Below are 16,586 nucleotides of genomic sequence, written 5' to 3'. Positions count from 1 at the left end.
CGTCAGCTCCGCTTCAGCGCCGCCTGCGCCGCCGCCAGACGGGCAATCGGCACGCGGAACGGCGAGCAGGAAACATAGTCGAGATCGACGCTTTCGCAGAAGTGGATCGACGACGGGTCACCGCCATGTTCACCGCAGATGCCGAGCTTGATGTCCGGGCGGGTCTTGCGGCCACGCTCCGCGGCGATGCTGATCAGCTCGCCGACGCCCTCACGGTCCAGCGAGACGAACGGATCCTGTTCGATCAGGCCCTTCTGCTGGTAGGTGCCGAGGAACGACGAGGCGTCATCGCGCGAGATGCCGAAGGTCGTCTGGGTGAGGTCGTTGGTGCCGAAGGAGAAGAACTCCGCCGCCTCTGCGATCTCGCCAGCGCGCAAGGCCGCACGCGGCAGCTCCACCATGGTGCCGACCTGATAGTCGATGGCGGTGCCAGTTTCGCTTGCCACCGCCTTGGCCATGGCATCGATGCGGCCACGCACCAGGTCCAGCTCGGCCTTGAGGCCAACCAGCGGCACCATGACTTCCGGCACCACCGGGGCACCGGTGCGCTTGCCGGCTTCTACGGCGGCCTCGAAGATGGCGCGGGCCTGCATTTCGGCAATTTCCGGATAGGACACCAGCAGACGGCAGCCGCGATGGCCCAGCATCGGGTTGAACTCGGCCAGTTCCATTGCCCGCTCGCGCAGCTTGTCAGCAGAAACGCCCATGGCCGCGGCCACTTCCGCGATCTCGGCATCGGAATGCGGCAGGAACTCGTGCAGCGGCGGGTCGAGCAGGCGGATGGTGACCGGCAGACCCTTCATGATTTCAAAGATCTGCAGGAAATCGTTGCGCTGCATCGGCAGAAGCTTGGCGAGCGCGGCGCGGCGTCCCTCCTCGGTCGAGGACAGGATCATCTCGCGAACAGCCAGAATGCGCTCGCCGTCGAAGAACATATGCTCGGTGCGGCAGAGGCCAATGCCTTCGGCACCGAAATCACGGGCAACGCGGGCGTCGGCGGGGGTTTCGGCGTTGGCACGCACCTTCATGCGGCGGCCAGCGTCGGCCCAGACCATCAGCGTGGCAAAGTCACCCGACAGGGAGGGCTGCAGCATCGGGACTTCGCCGATGAGCACCTGGCCGGTGGACCCGTCGATGGTGACGATCTGGCCCTTTTCCAGAACCTTGCCGCCCGCGCTCACCGTGCCGTTGCGATAGTCGATGCGCAGCGAGCCGGCGCCGGAGACGCAGGGCTTGCCCATGCCGCGCGCCACCACGGCAGCGTGTGACGTCATGCCACCGCGGCTGGTGAGAATGCCCTCGGCCGCATGCATGCCATGAATGTCTTCCGGCGAGGTTTCCACGCGCACCAGGATCACCTTGCGCCCGGCCGCCTTGGCCTGCTCGGCTTCTTCCGAGGTGAAGACGATGGCGCCGCAGGCCGCACCCGGGGATGCGGGCAGACCGGTGACGAAGATCTTGCGTTCCGCCTTCGGATCGATGGTCGGATGCAGCAGCTGGTCCAGCGCCGACGGCTCGACGCGCAGCACGGCTTCCTTCTCGGTGATCAGGCCTTCGGCAGCCATGTCGACCGCGATCTTGAGCGCGGCCTTGGCGGTGCGCTTGCCCGAGCGGGTCTGCAGCATCCACAGCTTGCCGCGCTCGATGGTGAATTCAAGATCCTGCATGTCGCGGTAATGCGCCTCGAGGCGATCACAGATGCGGATGAACTCGGCATAGGCCTCCGGCATCAGCCGTTCCATCGACGGACGATCGGAGGCAGCCTCGATGCGGGCCTTCTCGGTGATGTCCTGCGGCGTGCGGATGCCGGCAACCACGTCTTCGCCCTGGGCATTGACGAGGAACTCGCCATAAAGCGCCTTCTCGCCGGTCGACGGGTTGCGGGTGAAGGCAACGCCGGTGGCCGAGGTCTCGCCCATGTTGCCAAACACCATGGCCTGGACGTTGACGGCGGTGCCCCAGCTGGCGGGAATGTCGTGCAGGCGGCGGTAGGTCTGCGCGCGGGCGGTCATCCAGGAGCTGAAGACGGCGCTGATGGCGCCCCACAGCTGCTCCATCGGGTCCTGCGGGAACGGACGGCCCAGTTCCTCAGCGACGAGATCCTTGAAGCGCTCGATGATACCGGCAAGCTCGGCAGCGGAAAGTTCGGTGTCGAGCACATGCCCGGCCTCGTCCTTCACCTCCTGAAGGATCTCCTCGAAGGAATGGTGATCGACGCCAAGCACCACGTCGCCATACATCTGGATGAAGCGGCGGTAGCTGTCATAGGCAAAGCGCTCGTCACCGGAGCTGACCGCCATAGCCTTGACCGTCTCGTCATTGAGGCCAAGGTTGAGAACCGTGTCCATCATGCCCGGCATGGACACGCGGGCGCCGGAACGGACGGAGACCAGCAGCGGATTGACCTTGTCGCCAAAGGCACGGCCGGTGAGCCGGCCAACCTCGGCAAGTGCGGCCTCGACCTGGGCAGCCAGATCAGCCGGATAGGTCTTGTCATGGTCGTAATACCAGGTGCAGACCTCGGTCGGAATGGTAAAGCCCGGAGGAACCGGCAGGCCCAGATTGCTCATCTCGGCGAGGTTCGCACCCTTGCCGCCGAGCAGGTTCTTCATGCCGGCGTCGCCTTCGGCTGCACCGTTGCCAAACCCATAGACCCACTTGGACATTCCTGCCTCCGTCCTCACAGCATTTTCTGCTGGTCTTATCCGGCTTCGGCCGGCGAACCCGGGTGCCCGAAGCTGGCGTATTCCTGCTACGCGAAGGGGGCATGACACAAGTTATTTTTGCAGTGCAACCGTGGAAAGCGCGACGCAGCCGGCTTGGTAATTGGTCTATGGTGCACAGCGAATTGACCAGTGGTTTGCGCCCGGCACCGCACAGTTGCTTGCCGCCGCGCCACAAACCCGCCACTGTCATCTGAGTTCACTGGATGATGCTGAATCGGATGGGCTCCGGCCCTCTGTCCGACCCGCCGTCCTGCGAGGTTACCTGCGAGGTTTGATGACGAACGTGACCGCCACCCCGAGGAAACTCCGGTCGATCTACCGCTCCCGGCTCCGGCCGTTGCTGGCCAGCACGCTGATGGCCGCGCTTCCTGCCCTCATGGTGCCTGCGCTTGTCACCCCGTTGCTTCTGACACCGGCCCTCATTACACAGGCTGAGGCAACGCAGAACACCCAGGCACCGGAACCGCAGCGCCCGGGCACACCGGACGACCTCAACATCACCCAGGCCGGCAGCTACCTTTCCGGACGGCTGGCGACCCGCGTCAATGATTTTGCCTCGGCGGCCGCGTTCTTTGAGGAAACACTCGCGACCGATCCGGAAAACCCGTTCCTGCTGGAACGCACCTTCATGCTGAAGATGGCCAATGGCGAAATCGACATCGCCACCGAACTGGCCCTCGACATGGACGCGATGAAGATCAGCAATCACCTCGGCCATCTGGTGACCGCCGTCAGCCTCGCCCAGGACGGAAAGTTCCGCTCTGCTGCCTCGGCGCTGAAGACGGACCCGGGCGGCGGACCGCTGGCAGAACTGACGCAGACGCTGGCCAAGGCGTGGATGGAAGCCGGTGCCGGGGAAGTCGACAAGGCCCTGTCGCGGATCGACGGTCTCAAGGGCCCCGAATGGTTCGACGTGTTCAAGGCCAACCATGCGGCGCTGATAGCGCAGAACGCTGGCCGGCCCAAGCTGGCGCTGGAGCGCATCGAGGCCGCCTATAACGCTGACCGCGGTGCACTGCGCGTTGCCGATTCCTACGCCCGCCTTCTGGCGACCAATGGCAAGAAGAAGGAAGCGCTGGCGGTCCTCGCTGAGTATGACGAGATCGTCCCCGGCCATCCGCTGCTCAAGCGCAGCCGCGAGCTGATCGAGTCCGGCAAGAAGATCCCGCCGCTGGTCAAGAGCCCGCTGCTGGGCGTTGCCGAGCTGCTCAACGGCCTCGGCTCTGCCATCGGCCGCGATGGCGCAGAGGAACTGGCTGCGGCCTACCTGCATCTGTCGCTTTATCTCGATCCGGACGCCGACTTTGCCGCCATCGCCCTCGGCGGGCTTTACGAGCGCATGGAGAACCCCGAGCGCGCCATCGAGGCGCTGGAACAGGTGCCCGATACCTCGCCGCTGAAGCGCGATGCAGAGATCCAGGTCGGTCTCAACTTCAACGCTATGGAGAAGGTGGACGAGGCCCGGGCGCATCTGGAGGCCCTGATCAAGCAGGACCCGAGCGATCTGGAGGCGGTCACGTCGCTGGGCAACGTGCTCAGGGCGCACAAGATGTTCGCTGAGGCCGAGAAGGTCTATACGGGCGGCATCGAACAGCTGTCTAAGGCCGAAGGCCAGCACTGGATCCTCTTCTACTACCGCGGCATCTGCCGCGAGCGGCTGAAGCAGTGGGAAGGCTCGGAAGCGGACCTGCGCCAGGCGCTGGCGCTCTATCCCGACCAGCCCATGGTCCTGAACTATCTCGGCTATTCGCTGGTTGACCAGAACCTGAAGCTGGACGAGGCGCTTGGCATGATCAAGAAGGCCGTCGCCCTGCGCCCGAGCGATGGCTACATCGTCGACAGCCTGGGCTGGGCCTATTACCGGCTTGGCCGCTACGAGGACGCCGTCAAGGAACTGGAACGGGCCGTCGAACTGCGCCCCGGCGATCCGACCATCAACGATCACCTCGGCGATGCCTACTGGAAGATCGGCCGCACCCTCGAAGCCCGGTTCCAGTGGAACCATGCCCGTGACCTGAAGCCGGAGCCTGAAGATCTGCCGAAGATCCTCGACAAGATCGCCAATGGCCTGAAGGACGAGCCGGCAACGCCCACGGCCGCCAACACCAGTGGCAACGGCGGCTGAGGTTGCGATGAGCGACAGGGATGAAAGCCCGGAGGCGCGGCGCGGACCGCCGCCGCCCCGGGTGCAGCTGGCGCGCGCCAAGGTCAATCTCGCATTGCATGTCACCGGACAGAGGGCAGATGGCTATCATCTGCTCGACAGTCTGGTGGTGTTTCCGGCCATCGGCGACGTGCTGCTGCTCGAACCCGCAGATCAGCTGGATCTGGCCATCGAGGGCCCGTTTGCCGGCGAGCTGAAAGGCGAAGATCCCGCCAGCAACCTCGTCCTGCGCGCCGTTCGGGCCTTGGCCCGGCGGCTGGAGATGGCGGAGCCGGCCTATCACCTGCGTCTCACCAAGCGCCTGCCGGTTGCCTCCGGCATCGGCGGCGGCTCGGCCGATGCGGCGGCAGCCCTGCGCTTGATGGCCCAGCACAGCGGCACGCCCGTTCCCGATGCAATGCTGGCGGAGATCGCGGCCAGCCTCGGCGCCGATGTGCCGGTGTGCCTCAGTCAGAGTGCCAGCCGCATGCGCGGCATCGGCGAGGAACTGTCGCCCTTGCCGAAACTGCCCCAGCTCGGTCTGGTTCTGGTCAACCCGCGCCAGAAGGTGGCAACGCCGGACGTATTCAAGGCCCTGACAAGACGCGACAATACCGCCCTGCCGGACCTTCCGGACGGCTTTGCCGACGCCGCCGCGCTGCTGGAGTATCTCAACAACGCGCGCAATGACCTTGAAGCACCGGCCATCTCCATATGTCCGGCCATCGGCGAGGTCCTGACGATTCTGAAGGCTGATCCACGCGTTTCCCTCGCGCGAATGTCCGGATCAGGTGCGACCTGCTTTGCCCTCTGCGCGGCGGCTGAGGTTCAAGGGCTGGTCAGCGACCTGTCACGCAAGCATCCCGGCTGGTGGGTTGCGGGAAGCCCAACGCTGCAGGCGTGACGTCTTGACCAACAGAAAAGGTCCCGGCTCAAGGCCGGGACAGCGCGGAGAGTAGTCTGGTTTCGATGACCGGAACCGGCTGGTTCGCGTCAGCTGACGCGGGCGATGCAGAATTCGACGGCATCGGCCAGTGCCTGACGGTGCGCGGTGTCCGGCAGCGCCTCAAGAGCAGCCAGGGCGCTGCCACCGTAGTGGCGCGCGCGCAGGATGGTCTCCTCGATCGCCCCATGCTGGCGCAGCAAGGCGATTGCATGGTCGAGATCGCCTTCGCGAATGTCGCCGGTTTCGAGGCACCTCTTCCAGAAGGCGCGGTCCTCGTCGGAGCCGCGCTCCAGCGCCACAACCACCGGCAAGGTGATCTTGCCTTCCCGGAAATCATCACCAACCTGCTTGCCGAGGTCAGCGGACGACCCGCCATAATCAAGGGCATCGTCGACGAGCTGGAACGCAAGGCCAAGGTCCATGCCATAGCGGCGGGCGGCGGCGCAAATCTCGGCGCTCTGGCCGGAAATCACCGGACCAACCTCGGCGGCAGCGGCAAACAGCGCCGCCGTCTTGGCTTCGATGACCTTGAGATAAGCGGCTTCCGTGGTGGCGATGTTCTTGGCCGCGCCCAGCTGCATCACCTCGCCTTCCGCGATCACGGCGGAGGCTTCGGCCAGAATGCGCAAGGCCTCGAGCGAGCCGACATCGACCATCATCTTGAAGGCCTGGCCGAGCAGATAGTCACCGACCAGAACGCTGGCCTGGTTGCCCCAGAGCTTGCGGGCGGCCAGCTTGCCCCGACGCATGTCGCTCTCGTCGACCACATCGTCATGCAGAAGCGTGGCGGTGTGCATGAACTCGACGCTGGCTGCCAGGATGACATGGCCGTTGCCGGCGTAGCCGAACATGCCGGCAAGCGCGAGGGTCAGCATCGGCCGGAGCCGTTTGCCACCGGAATCGATCAGATGCTTGGCGATGACCGGGATCAGCTCGACATTCGAACCCGCCTTCGACAGGATCAACTCGTTGACCTTCTGCATGTCGGCGGCAACGAGGTCCACGAGCAACTGGATGCCCGCCTTTGCGCGGTTTCTGTCCTGTGCGGAAGCGACAAGGGCTGCCAAATGCACTCTCCCAACGGGTCTGGCGAGGGGTCTGGTTTTGGCGGACAATAGGCACCTCGGCCGTCCGGGGCAAGGGAACAATCGTTTGACAAACCGTTGAACGAACTTGTCCACGATGCAGCAGGGAGAATAATGCTTGGCCTTGCCAAGGCCAGCGATGGCCAACATCTCTTCAGGGATCCGGATGATCATGGAAGAACTGCTCAGAACCAATGATCCCGTGATCATTTCTGTCGTCGCCTCCCTGCTGGGTCAGGCCGGCATTGCGCATTTTGTCGCGGATGGCAACATGAGCATCCTCGAGGGATCCCTTGGCATCATCCCGCGCCGCGTGCTGGTCGACAGCGACGACATCGACGCGGCCCGCCGCCTGATGCGCGACGCCGATCTCGGCCATGAACTGAGCGAGCCCCGGGCGTGAGTGACGACATCGACGCAAGGATGAGCCTGGGCGAGGACGCGGAGCCTGCCACCACGCGTGATGCGTTCCTGGGCGGCCTTGTCATGGTGGAACAGCCTGCCAAAGGCCGCCACCGGGCCGGTCTTGATGCGGTCTATCTCGCCGCCGCGCTGCCAGAGGGCACATCCGGACATGTGGTGGATCTGGGGGCCGGTGTCGGCACCGCCGGCTTCTGTGCCGCCGCGCGTCTGCCCGGCATCCGCGTCACGCTGGTCGACAATGATCCGCTGGTGCTCGAACTGGCCCGCCGCAGCCTGACCGATCCGCTGAACGCGGCCTTTGCGGGCCGTGTCGCGGTTCTGGCGGCAGACATCACCGCCAAGGGCAGCGCGCGCCATGCCGCCGGCCTGACGCCGGGCATGGCCGATCACCTGATCATGAACCCGCCCTACTACCCCGCGCACCAGTTCCGCTCCTCCCCGGCCAGCCGCAGGGCCGACGCCCACATGCTGGACGAGCGCGGGCTTGAACCTTGGGCCCGCACCGCGACAGATATCCTGCGCGAGGGCGGGTCATTGACGGTCATCTTCCGCGCCGACGGCCTGCAGGAGGTGCTGGATGTGCTGCAGGGCCGCTTCGGTGCCATCGACATCATCCCCTTGCGTCCGCGTCCGGACGCTGCCGCAACCCGCATCCTGCTGCGCGCCATCCGCGCCAGCCGTGCGCCCTTGCGCCTGATGCCGGGATTCGTGCTGCATGACGGTGACGGCTCGGACTTTCTCCCCGAGGCGAGGGCGGTCATGCGCGACGGCAAGGGGCTGGACCTGCAGCCAAGACCTTGAGTGGCAGATTTGGGGTCCAACCCCGCAGCATTTGAAATCTTCCCGTAGATCTTGGCACGAGGATGCTTCGGCAGCGTCACGACGGCGATGACGATGCAGACCTGATTGCATGAGAAATGCCAAGGAGTACGCTCATGTCGGAAACCGATCCGCTTATCCAGGCCCGCCAGCACATCGAGAAGCACCTGATCAAACGGGCCTCGACCGATGCCGCTTTCCGCGACCTGCTGAAGTCCAACCCGCATGCGGCCATCAAGGAACTGATCGGCACTGACCCGATCCCGTCCTACAAGATCACCGTGATCGAGGAAGCTCCGGGCGAGGCTGTTCTCGTGCTGCCGCGGTCCATCGCACAGGACGAGCTGCCGGATGAACTGCTCGATTTCGCGTCGGGCGGCACCGGCTTCTCGGCTTTCATCCTCTACGGCCCCCCTTATCCGAAGGGCCAGGGCTGCAAGAAGTGAGACAACAGGACTTCACCTGCATCGGCAAGGTGAAGTCCGGCCCACCTTCCGCGTCGCATTGGTGACGCCGAGCAGGTGCGGACCGCCAGAATTTTTGGCAACAGACGGACGGGCAGAGCCAAGCTCTGCCCGCTTTTTCATGCGCCCGTCGGCGTCAATGGATCAGGAATTCGCCCTTGGCGTAGCGCACGTCCATCGGGCCGATCAGGTCCTTGTGGGCAACGCGGACCGAGTGGATCAGAGCCTCGATCTCCCGCTCCCAGTAGGCGAGGAACCGGCGCAGCTCGGGAAACTGCGGTGCCTTGTCCTCGGTCTGCCAGAGAAAACTTTGCAAGAGCGCCGGATGGTCCGGCATGCGGTAGAGAATCTCTGCTGTCAGGATGCCGTATCCGGCGAACTGGCGGCGAAAACTTTCACTTGCCTGCATGGGTCACCTCATGACGTGGTTGCCACGAGGAAAGTGTCACGCCGGCGAAGTAAATGCGCAATTAAGAAATTGCCATATCACCTTAATGTTCAATATGTTAGCAGCACCTTTCCGCGAGTGCTGCCAACCCGTCCTTATTGAGCAGCCGGTCCACCCAGCGACTTCAGATAGGCGACGAAAGCGTCGATCTCGTCCGGCTCCAGCACCAGTTCCGGCATGTTTTCATGGCCGGCGACGATGCCTTCAGCCAGGCTCTCCTCAAGCTGCTCGACCGGATAGCGCTGCCACAGGTTCCGGAAGGCGGGCGCTGTCGCCATCGGGCTGGCCCCGTCGCGGCCAAGCGCATGACAGGTGGCGCAGTTCATTTCGGCAATGCCACGGCCGAGCTCGACCGGATCCAGCACCGGCTGGTTGTCGGTGGTTGCGGCATTGGCGAAACCGGACAGGCCCGTCAACAGACCAATGGTCAATGCGGCCGCAGGCCGGCGCAACACGTCGAATCGCATCGGGATCTCCCTCTTCGTCCCAGGGGGAAAGTGGCGGGCGCACCGCGCCGCCACAAGTCAGGCAAAACCCCAAGCACAAGCTTGGCGCGGCAGCAGCGTCACAATGTACCGCAGGGTGAGACGGTTTGCGGCCCTCGTCCGCGTTTCACCGCTGCCCAAGAGCAACGGCGCCTTATATGATCAGTTTGCGGGACTGCCCGCCAACAACTGCCCGCCCCGCGACCGGGAGTGGAGGGCAGCGACACATGCCGGGAGACCCCATGACGCCGACCCATCACGCGCCCAGCGCCCTGCCCGCCTCCATCGATGCCACTCTGGGGCTGCTGACCAGCGGCGGCTATGTCGCCAACCGGGCCTTGGCAACCGTGCTGCATCTGGCCCTGAAGATGGGCCGGCCTCTGTTTCTGGAAGGCGAGGCCGGCGTCGGCAAGACCGAGATCGCCAAGGTTCTGGCGGCGACTCTCGGCCGCGACCTGATCCGCCTGCAGTGCTATGAGGGGCTCGACATTTCCGCCGCCGTCTACGAGTGGAACTATGCCGCGCAGATGGTGGAGATCCGCGTTGCAGAGGCCTCCGGCGACACCGACCACAGCGCCCTGTCGCGCTCCATCTTCGATGAACGCTTCCTGATCAAGCGCCCGGTGCTCAGGGCACTGGAACCGTCGCTGAAGGGACCGCCGGTGTTCCTGATCGACGAGCTGGACCGCGCCGACGAGGCCTTCGAAGCGTTTCTGCTGGAAGTTCTGTCCGACAATCAGGTGACGATCCCCGAGCTTGGCACCATCCGCGCTGCCGAGCCGCCGATCGTCATCATCACCACCAACCGCACCCGCGAGATCCATGACGCGCTGAAGCGGCGCTGCCTCTATCACTGGGTCGACTATCCGGATGCGGAGCGGGAACTCGCCATCGTCCGGGGCAAAGTGCCCGGTGCCTCGGAACGGCTGACGGCGGAGATTGTCGCCTTCGTCCAGCGCCTGCGCGCCACCGAAGACCTGTTCAAGCAGCCGGGCGTCGCCGAAACGCTGGACTGGGCCACGGCGTTGACGGAACTCAACGAACTGGCCCTTGATCCCGACATGGCCTCTGACACGCTGGGCGTGCTGCTGAAATACCAGGACGACATCGAGCGGGTGCGCGGCTCGCGCCTGCGCCAGATCGTCGAGGACATCCGCAAGGAAGGCGCCCGCGACCTCGGCCAGCGCCCGGCCGGCGGGGCCTGAGCCGATGACCACTGCGGGACCGCTGACGACAGAGGCAGAGCGGCGCGGACGGATGGTGGAGAACATCGTCCATTTCGCCCGCACCCTGCGCCGCGCCGGACTGCCCGCCGGACCGGCCACTGTGGTGGAAGCCGTGCGCGCGGTCGAAGTGAGCGGCATCGAGAGCCGCGACGACCTCTACTGGACGCTGCATGCCCTGTTCGTGCAGAAGCGCGAGCACCGGGTGCTCTTCGACGAGGCCTTCCGCATCTACTGGCAGAGCCGCGGGCTGATCGAGAAGATGCTGGCGATCCTGTCGCCCGTCGCCCCGCCGCGTGGCGCCCCTGAAAAGGCCAAGGCCGGCCAGACCCGCGTCGCCCAGGCCTTCCAGGCCGCGCGCGAGCGGCGCGAGACGCTGGCCGAGCAGCCCGAGGTGGAGGTGGATGCCCGCTTTACCGTGTCGGGCCGCGAACTGCTGCAGGCCAAGGACTTTGCCCAGATGACCGCCGCCGAAATCACAGAGGCGAAGGCGGCGCTAAGGGCGATGCGGATCCCGAAGGACCTGATCTTGCACCGCCGCCGTGTCGCGGCCCCGCGCGGCCAGATCGACCCGCGCCGCACGTTGCGGGCGTCCTTACGCGCCGGCGGTGCCATCATCGACCTGAAGCACCGCGCGCGACAGGAAAAGCTGCCGCCCATCGTGGCGCTCTGCGACATCTCCGGGTCGATGAGCCAATATAGCCGCATCCTCTTGCATTTCCTGCATGGGATGACGGAGACGCGGCGTGACGTGCACACGTTCCTGTTCGGCACGCGGCTCACCAACGTCACCCGTTCGCTGCGCATGAAGGACCCGGACGAGGCGCTGGAAGCCTGCTCGGCCGGTGTCGCCGACTGGTCCGGCGGCACGCGCATCGCCACGGCGCTGCACCTGTTCAACCGCCACTGGTCGCGCCGGGTGCTGTCCGGCGGGCCGACCGTGCTGCTGATCACCGACGGGCTGGAGCGGGAGACCGACGAGGATCTTGCCCGCGAGATGGACCGGCTGCACCGCTCCTGCCGCCGGCTGATCTGGCTCAACCCGCTGCTGCGCTTCGACGGCTTCGAGCCCAAGGCCCGCGGTATCCGCGCCATGCTGCCGCATGTGGACGAATTCCGCGCCGTCCATTCGCTGGAGGCCGTCACCGATCTGGTGAAGGCCCTGTCGGGAACCGGAAACACCGACGCGAAGGTTGATCCCAGAGCCTGGCTCAAGGTGCGGTAGGAGCGTCGCGCGGGACGGAGCGTCCTTGCCGTGCCCCTGCGCTCAGAACACCCAGCCCCATACGAGCGGCAGGAGCAGCGCGGTTGCAAGCGCGTTGAGGCCCATGGCAAGTCCCGCGAAGGCGCCTTCGAGATCGCTCATCTGCAGCGCGCGCGCCGTGCCGATGCCATGCGCCGCCGTGCCGATGGCAAGCCCGCGCGAGGCCGGATCGCGTACGCCGAGGAGCGTCAGCAGCAGCGGGCCCAGCGCTGCTCCGATCACCCCGGTGATCATCACCAGCACAGCGGTGAGCGAGGGCAACCCGCCGAGCTTGTCGGCAATGCCCATGGCAACGGCCACCGTGACCGACTTCGGGGCGAGCGAGGCGAGAATGTCCGGCCCGGCCCCGAAAAAGGCACCGATGGCCACCGCCGTTGCCGCCGCCACCGCGCCGCCGGTGATGAGGCTGACCGTGATGGCAAGGGCCGAGCGCCGCACCCGTTCGATCTGCCGGTAGAGCGGCAAGGCCAGCGCAACGGTGGCCGGCCCAAGCAGGAAATGGACGAACTGCGCGCCCTCGAAATAGGTGCTGTAGTCGGTGCCGGTGACGAGCAACAATCCGACCAGCAACAGAACTGCCAGCAGCACCGGATTGGCAAGCGGGCTGAAGCCTGCCCTGGCCGAGATCCACATGCCGCATTGATAGGCGATCAGCGTCATGGTCAGCGCCGTCAGCGGGCTGGCAGCGAGATAGACCCAGAGTTCGGTCAGGCTGGCCGGCGCGCTCATGGCCGGTCTCCCGTCTCGCCCGTGCCCTCACCCGCCCGGGCCCGCTGGCGCCGGGTAAGCAGATGCATCAGGAGGCCAGTGACGGCGATGGCGATCAGCGTGCTGCCAAGAAGGGCCGCGCCCAGCGCCTTTGCCTCCCGCGCGATCAGCCCCATATGCAGCACGACGCCGACGCCGGCGGGAATGAACAGCAGCGACAGGTTGGAGAGAAACGCATCCCCCACCCGCGTCAGACCCTCTGGAATGCCGCCCCGGATGACGAGCCCGGCAAACAGCAGGATCATGCCGATCACCGGCCCCGGCATCGGCAGGCCAAGCCCGACGACAATCAGCTCGCCCGCGAGCTGGCAGACGAGAATGACAGTGAGATAGAACAACATCGCCCGCTCCGGCCCCTTCAGGAATCAAGGCTACAGAGTGTCCGGGCCAGCCGTCGGGCACAAGGTGGCAATGGGGCGCGGGAGCAGCCTACTGCGCCGACCGCAAAGGCTGCCGCAAAATGATCTTGCAGCGGTCCGATGCAACACGGCTCCAGTCATCGAGATAGACCTCGTGATAGCGCCCCTCCGGCTCAAGCCCCATGCGGGGCAGAAAATCGTCGTAAAGCCTTGCCAAAGTTTCAGGAATACCTGCTGGCGGTCCGACATGCAGCGTCTGGACGCATCTGCCCTCGGCCGTAACGTCGTAGCGGATCGGCCCAGCACCCTGGAGTTCGGCCTGCATGTCGGAGACAGACCGGGCCAAGTGATCGGCATCGGCCCAGATCGGCAAGGTAATCTGTACCCGCCAGTTCCAAGCCTCTCTGTTGCCCGCAGCAAGGTCGCGCATGTCTTGAGCCCAGTAGAGGATCTCCAGGGGAGCTTCGACAAAAGACTTGCCAGCGCGTTGACGCGCTTCGCGCCGGATCGGATAGATCGCCGTGAAAAGCGCTTTCACTGCAGGTTCAATCGCGGCCTGCACGGGAGGCCCGTCCCCATCGAGGACGGCGAACGGGAGCTTCGGCACTTCGACAATACTGAAGCCCCCCGCCGGAGGCGCATAGAGCGTGCGCAGCAGGGTTCTGTCCTTGGTCAAGTCGATCAGTCCATCGCCTAGCATGGCTTGCTCCTCATGTAGTCCAGGGTGGTGGTGATCCAGTGGCGTTCGGCCGCCAGCTGGCCCGCCAGGAAATCGAACAAGACCTCGACGTGATCCGGCATAGGCTGCCTTTGCCGACGCACGGACTCGAGCCGATCAATTTCCTGCGAAATGGATGAGAGGCGCGCTTCGAGGGCGCCCAGCGCCGCATCAAGCGTCAACGATTGCCAATGGACCATTCCCAGCAAGAGCGATGAAGAACTGGGGCGGTAGGCGCCAAGGGCTGAAACAGTCTGCTGCAGCAGAATTTCACGGCCAGCGGGAGTGATCGAGAACACCTTTCGTGCCTTGGCTCCGGCAGGCACCCCGGCAGACACAAAGCCCGCCTTCTCCAGCTTGCCGAGCACGAAATAGATCGATGAGAAGCCGATCTGCGTCCACTCGCGCATCCCGCGTTTTTCGATCAGCTGTTCCAGCTCATAGCCATGACGCGGCATCTCATCGACGAGCCCGAGCAGCAGCAGTTCAGCATCTGTAAGTCGCGTCTCCATATTCTAGTGCTAGAATATAAAATGGTGTTGGTCAAGTCAGCGCGTAGCGTGGCACCGGCGACCGACTTGCCAGTTTCAACGCTTGGGCACGGATGTTTGGAAAATGGCAGTCTAACGGCTTCGGAGCCTCATGCAGCCGATTTGAAGCCGGAAGAGACAGAGGCGGACGGTAGCGAGCGCTGGCTCAAAGCACGACGATGAAATATCCGCCTTACGGCAACGCCACGACCGGCGTGTTGACGGCGACGCGCTGGAACAGGTCGGCGATGTCGTCGTTATGCATGCGGATGCAGCCGTAGGAGACCGGGCGGCCGATGCTGTCGGGGCGATTGGTGCCGTGAATGGCAAATTCGCCGCCGGACAGGGTCAGCGCGGCGATGCCCATCGGATTGTTGGGCGCGCCGCCGGGAATGCGATCCGGCAAGGACGGGATGTCGCGCTTCACCTCGGCCGGCGGGATCCAGGCCGGCGTGACATATTTGCCGTCGACATAGGTCTGGCCGGTCCAGCTCTTGCCGCGCTTGCCGACCGCGACGGGATAGGCAAGCGCCCTGCCTTGCCCCACGACCAGATAGAGCCGCCGCTCGCCGTTGCGCACGACGATGGTGCCGGGGGCAAAGCGCGGGTCCTCGAAATGCACGAGCGTGCCGCCAGCATGGGCCGGACGGACCGTTGCCTCGGCAAGACCGAGAAGACTGACAAGCGCAAGACATGCGCCATATGAAACGAGGCGAAGCCTCCGCCCACCGCGATTTTCTGCCATTGCCATCCGCCGCCTGAACCAGACAAGACCTGCGGCAAGACTAGCAGTGGCCCGTTCGCGCGGCACCCGGCGGCGGGCAAAATCTGAACAAAGGGTTAATTGGTGACGTCAGCGGGCCGGAAGGCGCCGTCGCGCCAGTCAAAGAAGGCATAGCCCGGCATGTCCGCATCCCCGTCCGGGGTAAAGGCGACAGGGCCGATCACCGTCTCGAACCGGCCTTGCTGCAGGGCCGCTGCGACCTCGGCGAACTCCGTGTTTCCGGCATCAGCGACCGCTGCAGCATAGAGTTCGAGTGCGGCATAGGCCGGCAAGGTATAGCCGAGCGCCTCGTCCTTGCGGGCGCGCAGGCGCTCGACAATGTCCTGGGCGGCGGCAAGCCCTGTCGCATCGGGGAGGAAGCTGACGCTGATGCCGCTGGCGGCCTCACCTGCGGCAGCACCATATTCGGTGCTCATCACCGCATCGCCGGCAATGACAGGCACGTTCAGCCCGAGCCCGGCAAGTGCAGCCTTGAGATTGCCCGTATCGGCAGCGTGGGCGGCGATGAAGACGGCGTCGATGGTCTCGCCCTTCAACGTGGAGGCCAGGCCGCGAAAATCCTTTTCCCCCGGCTCGAAGGTCAGGTTTACGGCCTCGCGCAGACCGCCAGCATTGATCTTTTCCTTCACCGCATCGGACAGCGCCTTGCCATAGGCACTGCGGTCCGCGATCAGCGCGACGCGCTCCGTGCCAAACTGCTTCAGGAGCAGATCGGCGAGCGCTGTCGCCTGCGCGTCCTCGCGCCGCGCCAGACGGAAGAGGCCAGGGCCGGCGCGATCCTCGGTCAGACGGGGCGACAGGGTTGCCGGGCTGATCTGGACGATCCCGGCCTCGGCATAGACCTTGGCGGCTGCCAGCGAAGCTGCCGAGCAGACGTGACCGACGACGAGGCGAACCTTGCGGCCAACCAGCTGGTTGGCGACGGCCTCGGCCTTCTTCGCCTCGCAGCCATCGTCGACCGCTTCCAGCTTCAGCTTCTCGCCTGCAACCCCGCCACGGGCATTCAGATCCGCGATCGCCTCGCGCACGCCCGACAGCAGCTGCTGGCCAAGGGGAGCAAAGGGTCCGTTGAGGGGGGCGGCCACGCCAATGGCGATATCCGCCATTGCCACCGTTGCCCAGAGGCTTGCCAGAACCAAACCTGTCGCCGCCGCGATCCCCCGCTTCATCCCGTTCCGATCCTCAATCGCTTGCCAGTCAGCGCTGGCCTCAATCCGACGTTCCGTGTCCTAGTATCATCCGCGCGGGCAAACCGCTGCAACCAGACATGATTTTTTTCGCGTGGCCGACGCTTTACCGCAACCAAAAGGCCGGTCCGGGGTGCAAGTTCGGCAAGGCCGCGTTATATCCTTGCCGCCATACTGGCTTTCGCCATCGGACAGTCTGAGAAATACTCTGGCT

Annotated in this window: 17 protein-coding genes; 7 read left to right on the top strand and 10 right to left on the bottom strand. The window is 65.1% G+C overall.

Features of this window, described 5'->3' with window-relative positions; translation table 11 throughout:
* Positions 1-2: 2 nt before the first annotated feature.
* Positions 3-2,666, bottom strand: coding sequence for a pyruvate, phosphate dikinase (gene ppdK / locus OVA12_RS07135; protein ID WP_268135783.1), 2,664 nt, complete (start codon positions 2,664-2,666; stop codon positions 3-5).
* Positions 2,667-3,000: 334 nt separating this feature from the next.
* Here ppdK and OVA12_RS07130 point away from each other — a divergent pair, with 334 nt between their 5' ends.
* Both OVA12_RS07130 and OVA12_RS07125 read left to right on the top strand, forming a co-directional pair.
* Complete coding sequence (locus OVA12_RS07130; protein ID WP_268135781.1) at positions 3,001-4,851, top strand: tetratricopeptide repeat protein; 1,851 nt, start codon at positions 3,001-3,003, stop codon at positions 4,849-4,851.
* A 7-nt stretch (positions 4,852-4,858) separates the two neighbouring features.
* On the top strand, positions 4,859-5,773 hold the full coding sequence (locus OVA12_RS07125; protein WP_268135779.1) for a 4-(cytidine 5'-diphospho)-2-C-methyl-D-erythritol kinase: 915 nt from the start codon (positions 4,859-4,861) through the stop codon (positions 5,771-5,773).
* A gap of 89 nt (positions 5,774-5,862) precedes the next feature.
* Here the strand turns inward: OVA12_RS07125 and OVA12_RS07120 are convergent, their stop codons facing one another.
* Complete coding sequence (locus tag OVA12_RS07120) at positions 5,863-6,798, bottom strand: polyprenyl synthetase family protein (protein ID WP_268137041.1); 936 nt, start codon at positions 6,796-6,798, stop codon at positions 5,863-5,865.
* A gap of 274 nt (positions 6,799-7,072) precedes the next feature.
* On the opposite strand from OVA12_RS07120, the gene OVA12_RS07115 reads away from it, so the two are divergent.
* The 3 genes from OVA12_RS07115 (at position 7,073) to OVA12_RS07105 (ending at position 8,588) form a co-directional block, all read left to right on the top strand.
* Positions 7,073-7,303, top strand: a complete 231-nt coding sequence (locus OVA12_RS07115; RefSeq protein WP_268135777.1) for a putative signal transducing protein — start codon at positions 7,073-7,075, stop codon at positions 7,301-7,303.
* A complete protein-coding gene (locus OVA12_RS07110) occupies positions 7,300-8,124 on the top strand; it encodes a tRNA1(Val) (adenine(37)-N6)-methyltransferase (RefSeq protein WP_326493892.1) in 825 nt (274 codons plus the stop codon). The genes OVA12_RS07115 and OVA12_RS07110 overlap by 4 nt, the downstream gene beginning before the upstream one ends.
* A 134-nt stretch (positions 8,125-8,258) precedes the next feature.
* A complete protein-coding gene (locus OVA12_RS07105; RefSeq protein ID WP_268135775.1) occupies positions 8,259-8,588 on the top strand; it encodes an NHLP leader peptide family natural product precursor in 330 nt (109 codons plus the stop codon).
* Between the two features lie 154 nt (positions 8,589-8,742).
* Here the strand turns inward: OVA12_RS07105 and OVA12_RS07100 are convergent, their stop codons facing one another.
* Together OVA12_RS07100 and OVA12_RS07095 are read right to left on the bottom strand one after the other, a co-directional pair.
* On the bottom strand, positions 8,743-9,015 hold the full coding sequence (locus OVA12_RS07100; protein WP_268135773.1) for an usg protein: 273 nt from the start codon (positions 9,013-9,015) through the stop codon (positions 8,743-8,745).
* Positions 9,016-9,149: 134 nt separating this feature from the next.
* Complete coding sequence (locus OVA12_RS07095) at positions 9,150-9,521, bottom strand: c-type cytochrome (RefSeq protein ID WP_268135771.1); 372 nt, start codon at positions 9,519-9,521, stop codon at positions 9,150-9,152.
* Positions 9,522-9,781: 260 nt separating this feature from the next.
* On the opposite strand from OVA12_RS07095, the gene OVA12_RS07090 reads away from it, so the two are divergent.
* A complete protein-coding gene (locus tag OVA12_RS07090) occupies positions 9,782-10,744 on the top strand; it encodes an AAA family ATPase (protein ID WP_268135769.1) in 963 nt (320 codons plus the stop codon).
* A gap of 4 nt (positions 10,745-10,748) precedes the next feature.
* Positions 10,749-11,987, top strand: a complete 1,239-nt coding sequence (locus tag OVA12_RS07085) for a vWA domain-containing protein (RefSeq protein ID WP_268135767.1) — start codon at positions 10,749-10,751, stop codon at positions 11,985-11,987.
* Positions 11,988-12,029: 42 nt separating this feature from the next.
* On the opposite strand, the gene OVA12_RS07080 is transcribed toward OVA12_RS07085, so the two are convergent.
* The 6 genes from OVA12_RS07080 to OVA12_RS07055 all read right to left on the bottom strand — a co-directional run bounded on the left by OVA12_RS07080 (position 12,030) and on the right by OVA12_RS07055 (position 16,354).
* Complete coding sequence (locus tag OVA12_RS07080) at positions 12,030-12,755, bottom strand: LrgB family protein (RefSeq protein WP_268135765.1); 726 nt, start codon at positions 12,753-12,755, stop codon at positions 12,030-12,032.
* Positions 12,752-13,135: a CidA/LrgA family protein gene (locus tag OVA12_RS07075; protein ID WP_268135763.1), complete on the bottom strand. Its 384-nt coding sequence runs from the start codon at positions 13,133-13,135 to the stop codon at positions 12,752-12,754. Before OVA12_RS07075 ends, OVA12_RS07080 begins: the two co-directional genes overlap by 4 nt.
* An 88-nt stretch (positions 13,136-13,223) precedes the next feature.
* On the bottom strand, positions 13,224-13,853 hold the full coding sequence (locus tag OVA12_RS07070) for a GyrI-like domain-containing protein (protein WP_268135761.1): 630 nt from the start codon (positions 13,851-13,853) through the stop codon (positions 13,224-13,226).
* The gene (locus OVA12_RS07065; RefSeq protein WP_268135759.1) at positions 13,847-14,383 is read right to left on the bottom strand and encodes a PadR family transcriptional regulator; all 537 of its coding nucleotides are present in this window, start codon (positions 14,381-14,383) and stop codon (positions 13,847-13,849) included. Before OVA12_RS07065 ends, OVA12_RS07070 begins: the two co-directional genes overlap by 7 nt.
* A gap of 211 nt (positions 14,384-14,594) precedes the next feature.
* Positions 14,595-15,146 carry a L,D-transpeptidase gene (locus tag OVA12_RS07060; RefSeq protein ID WP_268135757.1) on the bottom strand — a complete coding sequence of 184 codons (552 nt, stop codon included), beginning with the start codon at positions 15,144-15,146 and terminating at the stop codon, positions 14,595-14,597.
* Between the two features lie 95 nt (positions 15,147-15,241).
* The gene (locus OVA12_RS07055) at positions 15,242-16,354 is read right to left on the bottom strand and encodes a branched-chain amino acid ABC transporter substrate-binding protein (RefSeq protein ID WP_268135756.1); all 1,113 of its coding nucleotides are present in this window, start codon (positions 16,352-16,354) and stop codon (positions 15,242-15,244) included.
* Positions 16,355-16,586: the final 232 nt, after the last annotated feature.

The organism is Pannonibacter sp. SL95, from assembly GCF_026672425.1.
Taxonomy (GTDB): Bacteria; Pseudomonadota; Alphaproteobacteria; order Rhizobiales; family Stappiaceae; genus Pannonibacter.
This window is presented reverse-complemented; position numbering and strand designations above follow the sequence as displayed.

What these genes read in the sequence shown, in the direction of transcription:
- OVA12_RS07090 (WP_268135769.1), top strand. Translation starts at nt 9,782, where the DNA reads ATGACGCCGACCCATCACGCGCCCAGCGCCCTGCCCGCCTCCATCGAT.
- OVA12_RS07130 (WP_268135781.1), top strand. Translation starts at nt 3,001, where the DNA reads ATGACGAACGTGACCGCCACCCCGAGGAAACTCCGGTCGATCTACCGC.
- OVA12_RS07125 (WP_268135779.1), top strand. Translation starts at nt 4,859, where the DNA reads ATGAGCGACAGGGATGAAAGCCCGGAGGCGCGGCGCGGACCGCCGCCG.
- OVA12_RS07055 (WP_268135756.1), bottom strand. Translation starts at nt 16,354, where the DNA reads ATGAAGCGGGGGATCGCGGCGGCGACAGGTTTGGTTCTGGCAAGCCTC.
- OVA12_RS07085 (WP_268135767.1), top strand. Translation starts at nt 10,749, where the DNA reads ATGACCACTGCGGGACCGCTGACGACAGAGGCAGAGCGGCGCGGACGG.
- OVA12_RS07060 (WP_268135757.1), bottom strand. Translation starts at nt 15,146, where the DNA reads ATGGCAGAAAATCGCGGTGGGCGGAGGCTTCGCCTCGTTTCATATGGC.
- OVA12_RS07100 (WP_268135773.1), bottom strand. Translation starts at nt 9,015, where the DNA reads ATGCAGGCAAGTGAAAGTTTTCGCCGCCAGTTCGCCGGATACGGCATC.
- OVA12_RS07105 (WP_268135775.1), top strand. Translation starts at nt 8,259, where the DNA reads ATGTCGGAAACCGATCCGCTTATCCAGGCCCGCCAGCACATCGAGAAG.
- OVA12_RS07115 (WP_268135777.1), top strand. Translation starts at nt 7,073, where the DNA reads ATGGAAGAACTGCTCAGAACCAATGATCCCGTGATCATTTCTGTCGTC.
- OVA12_RS07080 (WP_268135765.1), bottom strand. Translation starts at nt 12,755, where the DNA reads ATGAGCGCGCCGGCCAGCCTGACCGAACTCTGGGTCTATCTCGCTGCC.
- OVA12_RS07075 (WP_268135763.1), bottom strand. Translation starts at nt 13,135, where the DNA reads ATGTTGTTCTATCTCACTGTCATTCTCGTCTGCCAGCTCGCGGGCGAG.
- OVA12_RS07120 (WP_268137041.1), bottom strand. Translation starts at nt 6,798, where the DNA reads ATGCAGAAGGTCAACGAGTTGATCCTGTCGAAGGCGGGTTCGAATGTC.
- OVA12_RS07070 (WP_268135761.1), bottom strand. Translation starts at nt 13,853, where the DNA reads ATGCTAGGCGATGGACTGATCGACTTGACCAAGGACAGAACCCTGCTG.
- OVA12_RS07095 (WP_268135771.1), bottom strand. Translation starts at nt 9,521, where the DNA reads ATGCGATTCGACGTGTTGCGCCGGCCTGCGGCCGCATTGACCATTGGT.
- OVA12_RS07065 (WP_268135759.1), bottom strand. Translation starts at nt 14,383, where the DNA reads ATGGAGACGCGACTTACAGATGCTGAACTGCTGCTGCTCGGGCTCGTC.
- ppdK (WP_268135783.1), bottom strand. Translation starts at nt 2,666, where the DNA reads ATGTCCAAGTGGGTCTATGGGTTTGGCAACGGTGCAGCCGAAGGCGAC.